The organism is Pannonibacter sp. XCT-53 (assembly GCF_009915765.1).
GTDB lineage: Bacteria > Pseudomonadota > Alphaproteobacteria > Rhizobiales > Stappiaceae > Pannonibacter > Pannonibacter tanglangensis.
The window spans coordinates 473739-489469 of sequence record NZ_JAABLQ010000001.1; the positions used below are offsets into that span (position 1 = coordinate 473739).

The following is a 15731-nucleotide window of genomic DNA, read 5'->3' on the forward strand; positions in this document are numbered from 1 at the left end:
TTTAGCACCGTCGGCCGGGGTGCCAAATCGAATTTCTTCGCCGGCTACCGTCGGGTTGCCAGGGGTCGGAAAGTGCATTCTGTGGTTGTCGGCATTGCGAAAAATTGCAATATTACTGTTAATCTTCTGTAAAGGCTTTGTTTTCAAAGGTTTTTTTACCATCGCCCCGCTGCGGGATTGTCGGTATACAAGGGCGCTATCTTTGTGGCTGGGGGGCAGGGCCGGACGGGCCTGCCGACAAATGGGACCGGGGACGTGGACGACGCGGCTGAAGGGCAGCGCGAGCAGGGGCATGGCGGGCGGTGCGAGGAGACGGCGCAGGTCTTCGGCAGCGTGCTGAAGGCATTTGCCCTGCATCTGGCCCGCAACGGCCTGACACTGGACGACGTCAGCCGCAAGGCAGGCGTCACGCTGCCGCCGGCCGGCGCCCTCTACTCCCGGTTCCTGTCGCTGAATGACTATGCGCATCTGCTCGAGTTCGGCGCCCGGATGCTGAAGGACGACTACATCGGTGTGCGCTGTTCCGGCCTGCCCGACGGCGGGGCCATGCATCCCCTGATGCTGGCCATTGCCTACGCGCCGACGCCGAAGGTCGCCTTCGAGGTGATCGCGGCCCATCACCGGTCCCTCATCGACCTTGCGGACTGCACCGCGCGCACCAGCGGCAAGCGGACCGAGCTGGTCTGGCGCCTGTCGCCGCGCATCGTGCTGCGGGACCAGCTTGCCGACCGCATTGCTGCAGCCCTCGCCGTCCGCCTGTCGACGGCGCTCGGACCGGACGTGATGCGGCTGGCGGAGTTCCGGATTGCCCGGTCAAAGCCGGCCGACCTGAAACTGCATCGGCAGGTGTTCGGAGCCTCGCTCGCGTTCGACGCCCCCTACAACAGCGTTTCCCTGCCGGTCGATCAGGCCGAGCGGGCACTTCCCCGGCATGATCCGGCCCTCTTTTCCGCGCTGGTCGAGCTGGCCCAGCGGCGGACTGCGGACCGCGGCCAGGTGACCGGCGTGGCCGGTCTTGTCGGGGAGGAGATTGCCCAGAACCTCAGCAAGGCAGACCTGTCGCTGGAGATGGTCGCCCGGACCCTTGGCGTCAGCGCGCGCGTGCTGCAGCGCCGTCTGTCCGAGCAGGGGCAGAGCTTCCAGGAGCTCTACGACCAGGTCCGGCGCGAGACGGCGGCCGACCTGCTCCGGAACACGTCGCTGCCGATCTCCGAAATTGCCTTCCGACTCGGATTTTCAGCCGTCGGCAATTTTACCCGGGCCGCGAAACGCTGGTTCGGCACGACCCCCAGCCAGTGGCGCCATTCGGGTGACTGACGTCGGGGCGAATTGCATTACAGCGGAATTGATTTCCTTGGAACGATTATAAACCGACATCGGAACGTCGTATTTTGTCAAGATACTAGCGATGAAAACGGTTTCAAGGATGTTTCTGAGTGTTTCCATATGGGCGTGAGGGCCGTTCCTCGCCTGTGATCACACAATATATATGCGAACTCACAGATCTCTCCTTGCGCTTGTCTTGAGTGCTACTGGTGTCGAACCTTTGGTGAGGTGATCCGAAATGGCTGTATTCGGTCTCTCCGGATTATCGATAATAGCTATAGTTTGATAAATCATTGCTCTACACTCAAATCAACGCCTGCTCTATCCTGCGTCATGTGCGTCGCAACAACAAAATTACCCTCGCTTTCCTTGCGAAATAACGTTTCGTTTTCCGTCTTTTTGTATCCAGGGCGCAAAATTTGGCGCGTTGTGAGAAGCGAACTACGGGGTCTGGTGCAATAGTACCGGTGATGAACAAATCGGTCCCCCTGTAGCGCGTGACCCTGCACCTCGAACGAAGTGCGGGTGACAAATGTCGGGCAGGGGGTAACATATGTGATGTCAGTACTGCAGGGTCGGACTAGGTGGGAGACCGGACCTGCGGAAACGCATGTGGCCCGACGTTCGTCTTCGCATCAACCACCGGGCAAGACTCGACCATGAACAGTTTAGCGACAAACATCGTCGTCGTCCCTGATATCGCAGGGCCGGTCATCGACGATGAGAACGACACCAAGCTTCTTGCCATCTCTGAGATGTCGGAGCTGTTTGCCGTCACCCTCCGCACCCTGCGCTTCTACGAAGAGAAGGGATTGATCAATCCCGTTCGCAAGGGCGCTCGCCGCTTCTACTCCCGCCGTGACGTCGGCCGCATGCGCGTCATCCTGCAGGCAAAGAAGATCGGCCTGACGCTCACCGAGATCCGCCGGGTCATCAAGCTGGTCGAGAGCAACGCCCCGCGGCGTCAGCAGCTCGAGGAGCTGCGCTCGATCTGTGGCGCCCAGCAGGACATGCTGAAGGAACAGCATGCGCTGCTGCAGGAGCAGGTCGCGGAAGTGGACCACGTCCTCAACTCGCTCGACAAGCTGATCCCCGTCTCCTGACGCCAGCAGGTCGACACGACGAAGAAGCCCGGCCCCAGGACCGGGCTTTTTTATTGCGCCGTTCCAGGCCCGATGCCGCGACTTGCCGTGGCCAACAAAAAACCCGGCTCGAGGCCGGGCTGAGCTTGCTGACAAACCTCGAAGTTTCGTGAGTTTCCCGTCATTCCGGACAAGGTGAGCTTTCAGCGAACCGCAGATCCGGAATCCAGCATGTCTGTGCGAGCGCAAGCGAGCCCAAAACCAAGTCAACTCGATACGACTTGCGACCGACAGGTGTGTCGCGCTTCGCGCGGCTGATATCTGGATCCCGGCTCGGCGCTTCGCTGACGCTCAGCTGGGCCGGGATGACGATAGAGGGTTCGTCAGCCTGCCGTCATTCCAGACAAGGTGAGCGTTTCGCGAACCGCAGATCCGGGGCCTGTCCCGGGCCTGACCCGGAATCCAGCATGTCTGTGCGAGCGCAAGCGAGCCCAAACCCAAGTCACCTCGATACGACTTGCGACCGACAGGTGTGTCGCGCTTCGCGCGGCTGATATCTGGATCCCGGCTCGGCGCTTCGCTGACGCTCCGCTGCGCCCGGGATGACGATCGAGGGTTTGTCGGCAGTCTGAGCCCGGCACTTGGCCGGGCTTTCGTTTGTCAGCTGAAGGCGCTGCCTTAATGCGCGGCCTTGTGGGCGCGCATCAGGTCCGTGAAGCGCTGGAACAGGTAGTGGCTGTCGCGCGGGCCGGGGGACGCCTCCGGGTGATACTGCACCGAGAACACGGGCTTGCCCTTGACGCGGATGCCGCAGTTCGAGCCGTCGAACAGGGAGACATGCGTCTCTTCGACGTCGTCCGGCAGGCTGTCGCGGTCAACGGCGAAGCCGTGGTTCATCGAGGTGATCTCGACCTTGCCGGTGGTGTGGTCATGCACCGGATGGTTGGCGCCATGGTGACCCTGGTGCATCTTCAGCGTCTTGCCGCCGAGGGCGAGCGCCAGCATCTGGTGGCCGAGGCAGATGCCGAACACGGGCAGGCCGCTTGCCACCAGCGACCGGATGGTCGGCACGGCATAGTCGCCGGTGGCCGCCGGGTCGCCCGGACCGTTCGACAGGAAGACGCCATCCGGCTTCAGCGCCAGGATGTCCTCGGCAGAGGTCTCGGCCGGCACCAGCGTCACGTCGCAGCCGGCCTCCGCCAGCAGGCGCAGGATGTTGCGCTTCACGCCGTAGTCGATGGCGACGACCTTGAACTCGGCCGCGCCGCGCTCGCCGTAGCCTTCGTTCCAGGCCCAGGGCGTCTGCGTCCAGGTCATGCTCTGGCCGCTGGTCACGTCCCGCGCCAGGTCCATGCCCTCAAGGCCGGGCCAGGCTGCGGCCTTGGCCTTCAGCGCCTCGATGTCGAACGTGCCATCCGGGTGATGCGCGATGACCGCGTTCGGCACGCCGAGGTCGCGGATGCGGGCCGTCAGCGCCCGCGTGTCGATGCCGGAAATGCCGATGATGCCGCGGGCCTTGAGCCAGTCGTCGAACCGGCGCGCCGCCCGGTAGTTGGACGGGCTGGTGACGTCGGCCTTCAGGACCGCGCCGCGGACGCCCGAGGCCGAGGCCATGTTGATCGTCTCCACATCTTCCTCGTTCACGCCGACGTTGCCAACGTGGGGGAAGGTGAAGGTCACGATCTGCCCGGCGTAGGACGGATCGGTGAGGATTTCCTGGTAGCCGGTGATCGCCGTGTTGAAACACACTTCGGCGACGGACTCGCCCGTGGCACCAAGACCGCGGCCTTCGATCACGGTCCCATCGGCCAGCACCAGTAGCGCCGTGGCAGGCGGAACGGCCCACGCGTCTGCGGTCGTCATGTCTTGCTTTCCCGGTGTTGTTGATGACATCATCGGGCGCAGCAGCCCGTCAGCACTGTGAATGTGCGCAACCGGGGCCGGCAGGCGCCCTCATGCTTCAAGCGCGGGAATGTAGGCCAAGGCGCGGGTCCGGTCAACTGTGGTTTCTGCGAATAAAATCAAGCAAAATCAATGACTTGATCTGTTTGGCGTTGCTTTGCGGCCGGAACTTGTCTAATTTGTCCCGGGCCGGGCCCGGGGATGTCGTGGGGACTTGTCATGCGGGAAGAGATCAGCGCCGCGCTGAAGCAGGCGCTCGAGCACGGCGACAAGCGGCGCGTGGCGACACTGCGCCTGATCCTGGCGGCGATCAAGGACCGCGACTCGGCCGCCCGCGATCTTGGCCGCGACGGCGTTCCCGACGAGGAAATCCACGACTTCCTGCGCCGCATGCTGGCGCAGCGCACGGAATCGCGCCGGGGCTACGAGGAAGCCGGCCAGATCGATCTCGCTGACCAGGAAGAAGAGGAAAGCGAGATTATCCGCGAGTTCCTGCCGCCGCAGATGGAGGAAGGGGCGATGCGCCGGATCTGCGAGGAAACGATCCGGGCCATCGATGCGGCGGGCCTGCGCGACATGGGCCGCTGCATGGCCGCGCTCAAGGAGCGCTATCCCGGCCAGATGGACTTCGTGCAGGCCTCCTGCATGGTCAAGGATCTGCTGCGCAGCAAGCCGAAGCCGACCGAGGGCTGACGGCCGGAGCCGTCCGCATGGCGCAAGGGCCTTTACCGGGCCCGAAGGCGGGTCTCGACCGCCGGGCCCGCCCCTGTTGCAGCCGGGTCAAGAGACATGGGGCAGGCGTGACGGGGCAGGCGTGACGGGGCAGGTGACACGGGGCAGGTGACACGGGGCAGGCGCGATGGTGCCGGGCGGCTCGCCGCGCCCCGGACGGTGCTCTTGCAGGAAGACCCGTCCATCCCCTATCTAGAACGATTGCGGGCTCCTCTGCACCTGCCGGTCGCGGCAGCGGAACAGGCTCGCTCCCCGGCACCAGGCTGAGACATGCGCTTCGACACCCGCTTGCTCGACGAGATCAAGGCTCGGATATCGCTGTCCGACATCGTCGGCCGACGTGTGTCCTGGGATCGGCGCAAGACCCAGCCCGGCAAGGGCGACTTCTGGGCCTGCTGCCCGTTCCACCAGGAAAAGAGCCCGAGCTTCCACGTCGATGACCGCCGGGGCCGCTACAAGTGCTTCGGCTGCGGTGCCTCCGGCGATCACTTCCGCTTCCTGACCGACACGGAAGGCCTGAGCTTCCCCGAGGCAGTCGAACGGCTGGCCGGGCAGGCCGGCGTCGCGCTGCCGGCGCCTGATCCGCAGGCCGCCCGGCAGGAGAAGAAGCGCGCCGGCCTTGCGGATGTCTGCGAGATGGCGGCCCGCTTCTTCCAGACGGAACTGGCCGGGCCCAGAGGCGAGGCCGCCCGCGCCTATGTGCAGAAGCGGCAGCTCCAGCCGGCGACCCTGTCGGAATTCCGCTTCGGCTTTGCGCCAGACAGCCGGGACGCGCTGAAGAAGCATCTGGCCGCGCAGGGCGTGGACGAGCCGGTCATGGTCGAGGCAGGGCTTGTCATCCGGCCGGAAGATGGCCGCCCGTCCTATGACCGGTTCCGGGGCCGGCTGATGATCCCGATCCATGACGATCGTGGCCGCGTCATTGCGTTCGGCGGACGCACGCTCGATCCCGACGGCCAGCCGAAGTATCTCAATTCCCCGGAAACGCCGCTGTTCCACAAGGGGACGATGCTGTTCAACGCCCACCGGGCGCGCGAGCCGGCGTTCAAGCTCGGCCAGGCCGTGGTGGTGGAAGGCTATCTTGATGCCATCGCCCTGTGGCAAGCGGGCATCCGCCATGTGGTGGCGACCCTCGGCACGGCCTTTACCGAAGAGCAGGTGCTGCGGCTGTGGAAGCTCGCGCCCGAGCCCGTCGTCTGTTTCGACGGCGATGCGGCCGGCATTGCCGCCGCGCACCGGGCGATCGACCGCATCTTCCCGGTGCTGAAGTCCGGCTATTCGTTCCAGTTCAGCTTCCTGCCGGACGGGCAGGATCCGGACGACCTCGTCAAGGCGCGGGGTGTCACCGGCTTTCTGGAAGAGGTGGCAAAGGCCCAGCCCCTGTCCGAGGCCGTCTGGGACCGGGAAATCTCGGCGGCCAATCTCGACACGCCGGAGCGCAAGGCGGCGCTGGAAAAGCGCTTCGAGGATCTGATCGGCACGATCCGCGACGAGCGGGTGCGGCGGCGCTATCAGCTCGACCTGCGCCTGAAGCTGTCGAACCTCTTTTACGAGCAGGCGCGCCGCCGACGCTTTGCAGGCGCGCCGGGGCAGCCGGGCAGCGGGGGCGGCAGCGGCGGACCGAACGCAATTGTCACCACCGATCCGGGTGGCCGCATCCTTTCGGCGCCGCAGGGACCGATGTTCGGCACGGAACGGATGATCTGCGGGCTCTGCGTGCGGTTCCCGCATCTCCTCGACCGGCATATCGAGCGGGTGGCGCGGCTCGGCTTCTCCGATCCGCTGCATGCCCGCTTCCGTGACGCGATCTGCCGGGTTGCCAGCGACTTCGACAACCTGTCGGTCTCCGACTTCTACGAGACGCTGGACGACACCTTCTACCAGCTGCTGGGCGAGGTGATGGGGGAGGCCGGCGCGGACGAGGCCCGGGCAGGGACCGGCACCGGACTGGGCAGCTTCTCCGAGCTGGCGCAGCGCTTTCCGCTGCTGCGCAAGGGGCCGCCGGAGGACTTCATCGAAGCGGTCTTCCTGCATTTCCTCGACAGCCTCGAGCTGATTGCCCTGGAGCAGGACCTGAAACAGGAGCTGGACGCGGCCGAGATCGAGCTGGACGAGGGCTCCTGGAACCGCATTCGCGGACTGACCCAGGATCTGGCCCGCCGGCGCGAGGAATGTGCGCGCGAGGAGGCGGAGCTGGCCGAACGGGCGCGCAAGCTGCGCGCCGCGCCGGCGGTCGCATCCTGAGCGCGCCGCGGCCGCGGTGACACCGGGCTGCGCACCGCAGCACAGGCAGCGCGGGGCCGGCGCCGGCAGGCCGGAGAGCCCCGCAAGGCGGCTTTGGTGACGCAAAGGTTTACGAAGACGGTGATTTTTGCCCGAATCGCATTGACTGGTCGCGAATCACACTTGCGAATCACATGCGTCGAGCTAAATAGGGAAATTCAGGCAGCTCACTCCGCTCCGCATGGCACGAGACCACGGGCAGTTCACAGAACGATGCTGCAACATCCTGACGTATGGCCTGGCGAGGCGTCTGACCGGCGCGCTCGCGGGAACGGGTTTGGTCAGCCGAGCGCTCAGGCGAATTTCGGCAATCGGGCCTTACGGTTAAGTGGGACTTAAGGGACAGGGACTAAAACCCGAATCATCACCCGCCATCTCCGCGCAGCGTCAGGGCAGCGCGACACGGATGGGCTCGCGAGGGCGATTCGGATCAGGTCCTGACAGGCGGGTGCGACGCCGCTCACCGCGGCGGTTCTGGAGCAGACAATGGTAGCTAAGGCAACACAGACGGAAGAGGCACAGGAGACGTCGGGGGAGGGGCAGGATGGCCCGCTGCTCGACCTGTCCGATGCCGCCGTCAAGCGCATGATCAAGGCCGCGAAGAAGCGCGGCTATGTCACCTATGACGAGCTGAACGAGGTGTTGCCCTCCGAGCAGGTCTCCTCGGAACAGATCGAAGACACGATGTCGATGCTGTCCGACATGGGCATCAACGTCATCGACAGCGATGAGGTTGACGAGGCCCAGGTCGACGACAGCGAGGATGGGGGCGAGCTGGTGCCTGCCAGCTCCACGGCACTCGCCAAGGCGGGAACCGCCCGCGAGCCCACCGACCGCACCGACGACCCGGTGCGCATGTACCTGCGCGAGATGGGCTCGGTCGAGCTCCTGTCGCGCGAGGGCGAAATCGCCATCGCCAAGCGCATCGAGGCCGGCCGCGAGGCGATGATCGCAGGTCTCTGCGAAAGCCCGCTGACCTTCCAGGCCATCATCATCTGGCGGGACGAGCTGAACGAGGGCAAGGTTCTCCTGCGCGACATCATCGACCTTGAGGCGACCTACGCCGGCCCGGACGGGCGTGGCGGGCCGGTCGTCGGCGAGGGCGAGGAAGAGGAGATCGAGCTCAACGACGACGGCATGCCGAAGCGGCCGCCGGCGGGTGAGGGCGACGCGCCGCGCCTTGGTCCGGACGGCGAGCGCCTGCCGGAAGAGGGCGAGGAGGAAGAGGACGAGTTCGAGTCCAACGTCTCCCTGTCGGCCATGGAAGCCGAGCTGAAGCCGCAGGTGCTGGAAACCTTCGACCGGGTTGCCGACAGCTACAAGAAGCTGCGCCGCCTGCAGGACCAGCTCGTCGAGAACAAGCTGGCCAACAAGACGCTCTCGCCGAGCCAGGAGCGCCGCTACAAGAAGATCCAGGAAGAGCTGGTCGCCGACGTCAAGAGCCTGTCGCTCAACCAGAACCGCATCGATGCGCTGGTCGAGCAGCTCTATGACATCAACAAGCGCCTGATGGGCTACGAAGGCCGCCTGCTGCGTCTGGCCGACAGCTACGGCGTCGACCGCACCGACTTCCTCAAGCAGTACCAGGGCGCCGAGCTCGACCCGAACTGGCTGCGCAAGGTGGCAAACCTTGCCACGCGCGGCTGGAAGAACTTTGTCGCCAAGGAAAAGGACACCATCCGCGAGCTGCGGCAGGAGATCCAGACCCTGGCGACCGAAACCGGTCTCGAGATCACCGAGTTCCGCAAGATCGTCTCCATGGTCCAGAAGGGCGAGCGCGAGGCGCGCATCGCCAAGAAGGAAATGGTGGAAGCGAACCTGCGCCTCGTGATCTCCATCGCCAAGAAGTACACGAACCGCGGCCTGCAGTTCCTCGATCTCATCCAGGAAGGCAACATCGGCCTGATGAAGGCCGTGGACAAGTTCGAGTACCGCCGCGGCTACAAGTTCTCGACCTATGCCACCTGGTGGATCCGGCAGGCGATCACCCGCTCGATCGCCGACCAGGCCCGCACCATCCGCATCCCGGTGCACATGATCGAGACGATCAACAAGATCGTCCGCACCTCGCGCCAGATGCTGCACGAGATCGGCCGCGAGCCGACCCCGGAAGAGCTGGCCGAAAAGCTGCAGATGCCGCTGGAAAAGGTCCGCAAGGTCCTCAAGATCGCCAAGGAGCCGATCTCGCTCGAAACCCCGATCGGCGACGAGGAGGATTCCCACCTCGGCGACTTCATCGAGGACAAGAACGCGGTCCTGCCCATCGATGCGGCGATCCAGTCGAACCTGCGCGAGACGACGACCCGGGTCCTTGCCTCGCTCACCCCGCGTGAGGAGCGCGTGCTGCGCATGCGCTTCGGCATCGGCATGAACACCGACCACACGCTGGAAGAAGTCGGTCAGCAGTTCTCGGTGACCCGCGAACGTATCCGCCAGATCGAAGCCAAGGCCCTGCGCAAGCTCAAGCATCCGAGCCGGTCGCGCAAGCTGCGCTCGTTCCTCGATAGCTGAGGCAACGGACAGCGTCACACGGATCGGACAGGCCCGGCGTCATTGCCGGGCCTGTCTGCTTTCAGGGGGCGCTCTGGCGGGGCGCGGGCCTCGGCAGCACGCCGGGACAGGCCGGCAGGCAGGGACGGCGGGCCAGCGGACCCGGCTGCGGTGCCGGCAAGGCGGACAGGCGACAAACGAAAACGGCCCGCCGTGGGGCGGGCCGTTCTTGCAGGTCCGGACGAGGGACCGGCAGGATCAGTTGCGGGTCTTGTCGACCAGCGCGCCCTTCTTGATCCAGGGCATCATGCCGCGCAGCTTGGCACCGACTTCCTCGATCTGGTGCGCGTCGTTCAGGCGGCGGGTTGCCTTGAACTTGGCAGCACCGGCGCGGTACTCCTGCATCCAGTCGGAGGTGAACTTGCCGGTCTGGATGTCCTTGAGGACGCGCTTCATCTCTTCCTTCGTCTCGGCCGTCACGATGCGCGGGCCGGTGACATACTCGCCCCATTCGGCGGTGTTGGAGATGGAGTAGTTCATGTTGGCAATGCCGCCCTCGTAGATGAGGTCGACGATGAGCTTCACTTCGTGCAGGCACTCGAAGTAGGCCATCTCCGGCGCGTAGCCGGCTTCAACCAGGGTCTCGAAGCCGGCGCGGATCAGCTCGACGAGGCCGCCGCACAGCACGGCCTGCTCGCCGAACAGGTCGGTCTCGCACTCTTCCTTGAAGGTGGTCTCGATGATGCCCGAGCGGCCGCCGCCGACGCCGCAGGCGTAGGACAGGCCAAGGTCAAGGGCATTGCCCGAAGCGTTCTGGTGAACGGCCACGAGGCACGGCACGCCGCCGCCCTTCTCGTATTCGCCGCGCACGGTGTGGCCCGGGCCCTTCGGTGCGACCATCAGCACGTCGACGGTCGACTTCGGCTCGATCAGGCCGAAATGGACGTTGAGGCCATGGGCGAAGGCAATGGCGGCGCCGTCGCGGATGTTGGCTTCGATGTGGTCCTTGTAGATGTCGGCCTGCAGCTCGTCCGGCGTGGCCATCATCATCAGGTCGGCCCAGGCGGCAGCCTCGGCGACGCTCATCACCTTCAGGCCATCAGCCTCGACCTTCTTGGCGGTGGTGGAGCCGGGGCGCAGGGCGACCACGATGTCCTTCACGCCGCTGTCCTTCAGGTTCAGCGCATGGGCGCGGCCCTGCGAGCCGTAACCGATGATGGCAACCTTCTTGGACTTGATCAGGTTCAGATCGGCATCGCGATCGTAATAAACACGCATGGGTCTTCCTTTCTCCCACTTCACGATGGCAGGGCCCGACCGTGGCGCCGGCCGGGGCTGCCGTTCATTTTCCCCCGCCGGTGTAGGGCGCCTCGGCGCCGAACAGGCGGTAGAACCGGTCCACCGCCAGATGTGCCTGGCGGTCGATGTCCAGATCCTTGGAGCGCGGCTTGTCGCCCAGGAGCTGGCGGATGTGCTGGTCGCGGACGGCCAGGCCGTAGAGAACCTGGTAGGCCTCCTCCGCGTCGTCGAACTTCAGGAACCCGCGGAACCGGCCGGCCTCGAGCAGGGCGCGTGCGCGGGTGGAAATCGTGTACTTGCCGCGCAGGAGCAGCAGGCGGCCAAGCCGCGCTTCCTCCCGGTTGGACTGGCCGATGGCGAGGCGGTTCAGTGCCAGCGAGGTCTCGCCCGTGAGGACGTCGAGCAGCTCGCGCACGAAGGCAGTGAGGTGGGTGCGGAAGGTCTGGGCGTCGGTCGCCGCGCCCTCGGAAGCAAAATGGACCTTGCTTGCCTGAAAGGACACCACGGCTGCCAGCAGCCCGTCCCGGTCGCCGAACCACTTGTACAGGCTTTCCTTGGAGCAGTTGGCGCTGCGGGCGAGACCGGCTGTCGTCAGCGCCTTCTCGCCACCTTCGACAAGGAGCTTGAGCGCGCATTCCAGCACGGTCTGCTGGCGCGGGGTGAAGGCCTCGGCCTCATCCGGCAAGCTGTCATGCAGGGCTGTCTGCGCCACGGCGTCGCTCCTCCTCAAGATCTGTACCGTACCGTACGGTTCATGCTTTTAGGCGAGGCGTGCCGGGTCGTCAAGGGGGCAAGCGACGAAACGCCGGGGCATTGAAAGGATGGCTCCGACCGCTCAGGGACCCTCAGGTGTCTTCCCGGACGTAGCGCAAGGGAGATCCGGGACCGGAGAGCCAAGGTCTCAGAGGTTTTGGCTTATGGACACATCGATACCGCGACGCCCCGGTCCCGGCTCGGCGCTTTGCCTGGCCGGATGACGCAGGGAAGGGTCATGCCTGTCGGCTGTCCGTCCGATCAAAAAGGACGCTGTAGTAGTGCCATAATACCCGTGCGCCGCGCGGTTTTGCTAGGGTTTGCACCTACCGCTTTCAGCCTAGGGAGGACAGCATGGCGGCCAGGAAGATCCTGATGATCACCGGCGATTTCACGGAAGATTATGAAACCATGGTGCCGTTCCAGACGCTGCTGACCGTCGGGCACATCGTCCATGCCGTCTGTCCCGGCAAGAAGGCCGGGCAGACGGTCGCCACCTCGATCCATGATTTCGAGGGCGACCAGACCTACACGGAAAAGCGCGGCCACAACTTCACGCTCAACGCCACCTTCGCCGAGGTCGATCCGGCCGATTATGACGCACTGGTGATTCCGGGCGGGCGGGCGCCGGAATACCTGCGGCTGGAGGCCGGCGTGATTGCAGCCGTGCGCCACTTCTTCGAGGCCGGCAAGCCGGTGGCCGCGATCTGCCATGGTGCGCAGCTGCTCTCCGCTGCCCGGGTGATCGAGGGGCGGACCGTATCGGCCTATCCGGCCTGCCGCCCCGAGGTGGAGCTTGCCGGCGCGACCTATGCCGACATCGCGATCGACGCTGCGATCACCGACGGCAATCTGGTCACCGCCCCGGCCTGGCCGGCTCATCCGGCCTGGCTCGGCCAGTTCCTTGACGTGCTCGCCGCCCGCGACACGACCCGCCAGGCCGCCTGAGCCGGCTGACGAGGCGAGGGGCGCGCCATTGGGTGCGCCTCTGACCGGTGCGTTCCTTGTCATGTGGTCGTCATCCCGGCCCAGCTGAGCGTCAGCGAAGCGCCGAGCCGGGATCCAGAGATCAGTCGCGCGAAGCGCGACACGACTTGATCGGCGTTTGGTTTGAAGCTGACGAGGTGAGGCGCTCGCTTATGCTCGCACAGATGTGCTGGATCCCGGATCTGCGGTTCGCTCACGCTCACCTTGTCCGGAATGACGGCGGAAAAGATCTACGGCCTCGACCGCCAGATCCGGCAGGCGTCCTGGCGCAGAATTCGGCTCGACAAGGAGACCGCCTTCGGTCCTCATGGGGAACGGGGTGAGATCGTGATCCTGGGGAGGACACCGATGTGCAAGCTGTTCATCAGCGCCGAGCCGCAGCTCTGGGAGAGTACGACCCGATCGCTGCGCATTGATGGCATGGTCACCAGCGTCCGGCTGGAGACCTTCTTCTGGTCGGTGCTGGAGGACATCGCCGGACGGGACGGCATGAACGTGGTGCAGCTGATCACCCGGCTGCACCATGAATCGATCGACGCCGGGCATGACCTTGGCAACTTCACCTCGTTCCTGCGCGTGTGCTGCGGCCGTTATCTGGCCTTGCAGCTCAGCGGCCATGTGCCGGTCGATCGGCGCATTCCCATTTCCAGCCTGCCCCCTGAAGCGGTGTTCAAGAGGGAGAAGGGCCGACTGCCCCACGACGAAAGGGGGTTGCGCGAGCACTAGGACCTGCGCTTCTGTCAGGGGACTGACGCGGGCAGGAGACTGGACGCATGCATTCCCTTCTGCTCATCGCCTCCGGCCTTGCGGTGCTCCTGGCCGCGGCCCACAGTCTTCTCGGGGAACGGCTCGTGTTCGCCCGGCTTGCCCGGCGGCAGGCTGGCGGCAGCACTGAACGGCTTCCGGACCGACACTTCGCGGCGCTCCGCACGACCTGGCACCTGACATCTCTCCTCGGGCTCGGGTTCGCCGGCGCGCTGTTCCATCTGGCGGGCGACACGGTCCCGGATGCACGCTGGCTGCTCCTGATCACCCTTCTTTTCGCGGCTGCCTCTGTGTACTGGATCTGGGGCACGCGCGGGCGTCACCCGGGCTGGATCGTCATGGTCCTGATCGCGGCCTGCACGGGCTTGCAGCTGGTGGTGTCCTGACCGCCAAACGCCGAGGTCGCCCCTGTTTTTGTCAAGATGCGTGCACGGCGTTCCTGTAGTGTCTGATCCAGATCAGACGCGGAGTTGAACGTAGATGAACCGTATCCTGCTTGCGCTCGCAGTCAGCCTAAGTGCCCTGTGGCCCCTGTCCGGACAGGCTGCGAGCGAGGACGAGATCTATGCGCAGGTCGAGACCCTGCTCGGCGATGCCGAGGGCCTCGATCCCTTCCTCGAGGAGTTGCGGCGTGCGCTTGTCACCGGAACGGCGCGGGACGTGGCCAAGCTGGTCGCCTTTCCCCTGCCGGTGAACAACAACGGCACGTCCTTCGACATCAGGTCGGCCAAGGAGTTCGAGCGCAACTACGAGCGGCTGGTGACCGAGGCCACGAAGGACCTGGTCGCGTCGGCCGACTATACGGAGCTGTTCGTGTCCTCCGACGGCGTGTCGATCGGCGATGGCGCGGTGTGGATCGCTCCGGTCTGCGACAACCAGTCCTGCACCCGCAGCCACTGGGCCCTGGTGTCGATCAACAACTGAGCCGGAGACGGATCATGCGCCGGATTGCCCTTGCCCTGCTGCCCCTGCTGCTGCCCCTCTCGCTTGCCGCCGGCGTGGCCGAGGCGGCCCCCGAAACCCGTTGCGGCTGGGTGGTCAATCCGACCCCGGGCAACTGGTGGCTCACCGACCGTGACGGGGACTGGATCCTCGCCACGCAGGGCTCGGACGCGGAAGCCCTCGGCATGGAGAACATCGGTGACATTTCGGCCGGCGACTACAAGGCCGTGAACGGGCCCTATGGCTATGCCTGCGGCTGCATGAAGGTCGAGACCGAGGTATCCGGCGAGGGGCGGCGGATCACCGTTGTCTATTCCTTCAAGCAGGGCAAACTCGCGCAATGCGCCAGGGACAAGACGCTGCCGCCGGTCGAGTGAGACGGCGCCGGCAGCGGTCTGCGGCCCCGATGGCCCGGATCAGATCTCGCCCATGGCCCGGCGGAAGCGGCGAACGCTTTCGGCAAACCCGTGGATGAGCGCGTCGGCGGTGAAGCCGTGCCCGATGGACATCTCGCGGATGAACGGCGCGCGCCGGATCAGGGCAGGAATGTTGGCGACCGTCAGGTCGTGGCCGGCATTCACGCCGAGCCCCGCGTCGCGGGCCGCCTCCGCCGTGGCAACGATCCTGTCCAGTTCGCGCCCGGCCGCCTCCGGGTTGTCATGGCAGCCGCCATAGGGCCCGGTGTAGATCTCGATGCGCTCGGCACCGATCGCCGCGGCTTCGGCAGCAAGGGCGGGCTCCGGATCCAGGAACAGCGAGACGGTCACCGCCGCCTCGCGCGCGGCCGTGATGGCCTCCTTCAGCAACGCCTTGCTCGCCGGGTCGAAGCGCCAGCCGTGGTCCGAGGTCTGCTGGTGCGGGTCGTCGGGCACGAACAGCACCTGATCCGGCCTGGCCTTCTCGACGAGATCGAGAAAGTCCGGTGACGGATAGCCCTCGAGGCACAGTTCCTTGTGCGGGAAGCGGTCCTCGATCAGCTCGGCCAGCTCGAACACGTCGGACTTGCGGATATGTCTCTCGTCCGGACGCGGATGGACCGTGATCCCCTTGGCGCCGGCTTCGAGGGCGATGGCGGCAAGACCGGTCACGCTCGGCCAGGGAAGGTCCCGGCGATTGCGCAGAACGGCAACGGCATTGACGTTAACGGACAGGCGGGAGGCGGACATCAGC

Annotated in this window: 14 protein-coding genes; 10 read left to right on the plus strand and 4 right to left on the minus strand. The window is 65.5% G+C overall.

Features of this window, described 5'->3' with window-relative positions:
- Nucleotides 1-255: 255 nt before the first annotated feature.
- Nucleotides 256-1317, plus strand: coding sequence for a helix-turn-helix domain-containing protein (locus tag GWI72_RS02220; RefSeq protein ID WP_161707762.1), 1062 nt, complete (start codon nucleotides 256-258; stop codon nucleotides 1315-1317).
- Between the two features lie 668 nt (nucleotides 1318-1985).
- Nucleotides 1986-2429: a MerR family transcriptional regulator gene (locus GWI72_RS02225; RefSeq protein WP_161675356.1), complete on the plus strand. Its 444-nt coding sequence runs from the start codon at nucleotides 1986-1988 to the stop codon at nucleotides 2427-2429.
- Nucleotides 2430-3086: 657 nt separating this feature from the next.
- Here the strand turns inward: GWI72_RS02225 and carA are convergent.
- A complete protein-coding gene (gene carA / locus GWI72_RS02230; protein WP_161675358.1) occupies nucleotides 3087-4271 on the minus strand; it encodes a glutamine-hydrolyzing carbamoyl-phosphate synthase small subunit in 1185 nt (394 codons plus the stop codon).
- A 258-nt stretch (nucleotides 4272-4529) separates the two neighbouring features.
- On the opposite strand from carA, the gene GWI72_RS02235 reads away from it, so the two are divergent.
- The 3 genes from GWI72_RS02235 (at nucleotide 4530) to rpoD (ending at nucleotide 9836) form a co-directional block, all read left to right on the plus strand.
- Complete coding sequence (locus GWI72_RS02235; RefSeq protein ID WP_161675360.1) at nucleotides 4530-5003, plus strand: GatB/YqeY domain-containing protein; 474 nt, start codon at nucleotides 4530-4532, stop codon at nucleotides 5001-5003.
- 309 nt (nucleotides 5004-5312) lie between these two features.
- Nucleotides 5313-7286: a DNA primase gene (gene dnaG / locus GWI72_RS02240; protein ID WP_161707763.1), complete on the plus strand. Its 1974-nt coding sequence runs from the start codon at nucleotides 5313-5315 to the stop codon at nucleotides 7284-7286.
- A 525-nt stretch (nucleotides 7287-7811) separates the two neighbouring features.
- Nucleotides 7812-9836, plus strand: a complete 2025-nt coding sequence (rpoD, locus tag GWI72_RS02245; RefSeq protein WP_161675364.1) for an RNA polymerase sigma factor RpoD — start codon at nucleotides 7812-7814, stop codon at nucleotides 9834-9836.
- Nucleotides 9837-10073: 237 nt separating this feature from the next.
- Here rpoD and ilvC read toward each other — a convergent pair whose 3' ends face one another.
- Nucleotides 10074-11093 (minus strand): ketol-acid reductoisomerase, encoded by a 1020-nt coding sequence (gene ilvC / locus GWI72_RS02250; protein WP_161675366.1) that lies wholly within the window; start codon nucleotides 11091-11093, stop codon nucleotides 10074-10076.
- 64 nt (nucleotides 11094-11157) lie between these two features.
- Nucleotides 11158-11826 carry a TetR/AcrR family transcriptional regulator gene (locus GWI72_RS02255; protein ID WP_161675368.1) on the minus strand — a complete coding sequence of 223 codons (669 nt, stop codon included), beginning with the start codon at nucleotides 11824-11826 and terminating at the stop codon, nucleotides 11158-11160.
- Nucleotides 11827-12221: 395 nt separating this feature from the next.
- Here GWI72_RS02255 and GWI72_RS02260 point away from each other — a divergent pair, with 395 nt between their 5' ends.
- The 5 genes from GWI72_RS02260 to GWI72_RS02280 all read left to right on the plus strand — a co-directional run bounded on the left by GWI72_RS02260 (nucleotide 12222) and on the right by GWI72_RS02280 (nucleotide 14938).
- Nucleotides 12222-12815 carry a DJ-1/PfpI family protein gene (locus GWI72_RS02260; protein WP_161707764.1) on the plus strand — a complete coding sequence of 198 codons (594 nt, stop codon included), beginning with the start codon at nucleotides 12222-12224 and terminating at the stop codon, nucleotides 12813-12815.
- A 387-nt stretch (nucleotides 12816-13202) separates the two neighbouring features.
- Complete coding sequence (locus tag GWI72_RS02265; RefSeq protein WP_161675372.1) at nucleotides 13203-13580, plus strand: ribbon-helix-helix domain-containing protein; 378 nt, start codon at nucleotides 13203-13205, stop codon at nucleotides 13578-13580.
- 47 nt (nucleotides 13581-13627) lie between these two features.
- Nucleotides 13628-14005 (plus strand): hypothetical protein, encoded by a 378-nt coding sequence (locus tag GWI72_RS02270; RefSeq protein ID WP_161707765.1) that lies wholly within the window; start codon nucleotides 13628-13630, stop codon nucleotides 14003-14005.
- A 94-nt stretch (nucleotides 14006-14099) separates the two neighbouring features.
- Nucleotides 14100-14543, plus strand: a complete 444-nt coding sequence (locus tag GWI72_RS02275) for a hypothetical protein (protein WP_161675376.1) — start codon at nucleotides 14100-14102, stop codon at nucleotides 14541-14543.
- A gap of 14 nt (nucleotides 14544-14557) precedes the next feature.
- Nucleotides 14558-14938, plus strand: a complete 381-nt coding sequence (locus GWI72_RS02280; RefSeq protein ID WP_161707766.1) for a DUF4087 domain-containing protein — start codon at nucleotides 14558-14560, stop codon at nucleotides 14936-14938.
- Between the two features lie 39 nt (nucleotides 14939-14977).
- Here GWI72_RS02280 and GWI72_RS02285 read toward each other — a convergent pair whose 3' ends face one another.
- Complete coding sequence (locus tag GWI72_RS02285) at nucleotides 14978-15730, minus strand: pyridoxine 5'-phosphate synthase (RefSeq protein ID WP_161709073.1); 753 nt, start codon at nucleotides 15728-15730, stop codon at nucleotides 14978-14980.
- Nucleotide 15731 lies beyond the last annotated feature (1 nt).

Excerpts from the sequence above, each read along its gene's own strand:
- GWI72_RS02225 (WP_161675356.1), top strand. The coding sequence starts at position 1,986 with ATGAACAGTTTAGCGACAAACATCGTCGTCGTCCCTGATATCGCAGGG.
- GWI72_RS02235 (WP_161675360.1), top strand. The coding sequence starts at position 4,530 with ATGCGGGAAGAGATCAGCGCCGCGCTGAAGCAGGCGCTCGAGCACGGC.
- GWI72_RS02260 (WP_161707764.1), top strand. The coding sequence starts at position 12,222 with ATGGCGGCCAGGAAGATCCTGATGATCACCGGCGATTTCACGGAAGAT.
- GWI72_RS02280 (WP_161707766.1), top strand. The coding sequence starts at position 14,558 with ATGCGCCGGATTGCCCTTGCCCTGCTGCCCCTGCTGCTGCCCCTCTCG.
- GWI72_RS02275 (WP_161675376.1), top strand. The coding sequence starts at position 14,100 with ATGAACCGTATCCTGCTTGCGCTCGCAGTCAGCCTAAGTGCCCTGTGG.
- GWI72_RS02265 (WP_161675372.1), top strand. The coding sequence starts at position 13,203 with ATGTGCAAGCTGTTCATCAGCGCCGAGCCGCAGCTCTGGGAGAGTACG.
- ilvC (WP_161675366.1), bottom strand. The coding sequence starts at position 11,093 with ATGCGTGTTTATTACGATCGCGATGCCGATCTGAACCTGATCAAGTCC.
- rpoD (WP_161675364.1), top strand. The coding sequence starts at position 7,812 with ATGGTAGCTAAGGCAACACAGACGGAAGAGGCACAGGAGACGTCGGGG.
- carA (WP_161675358.1), bottom strand. The coding sequence starts at position 4,271 with ATGACGACCGCAGACGCGTGGGCCGTTCCGCCTGCCACGGCGCTACTG.
- GWI72_RS02270 (WP_161707765.1), top strand. The coding sequence starts at position 13,628 with ATGCATTCCCTTCTGCTCATCGCCTCCGGCCTTGCGGTGCTCCTGGCC.
- dnaG (WP_161707763.1), top strand. The coding sequence starts at position 5,313 with ATGCGCTTCGACACCCGCTTGCTCGACGAGATCAAGGCTCGGATATCG.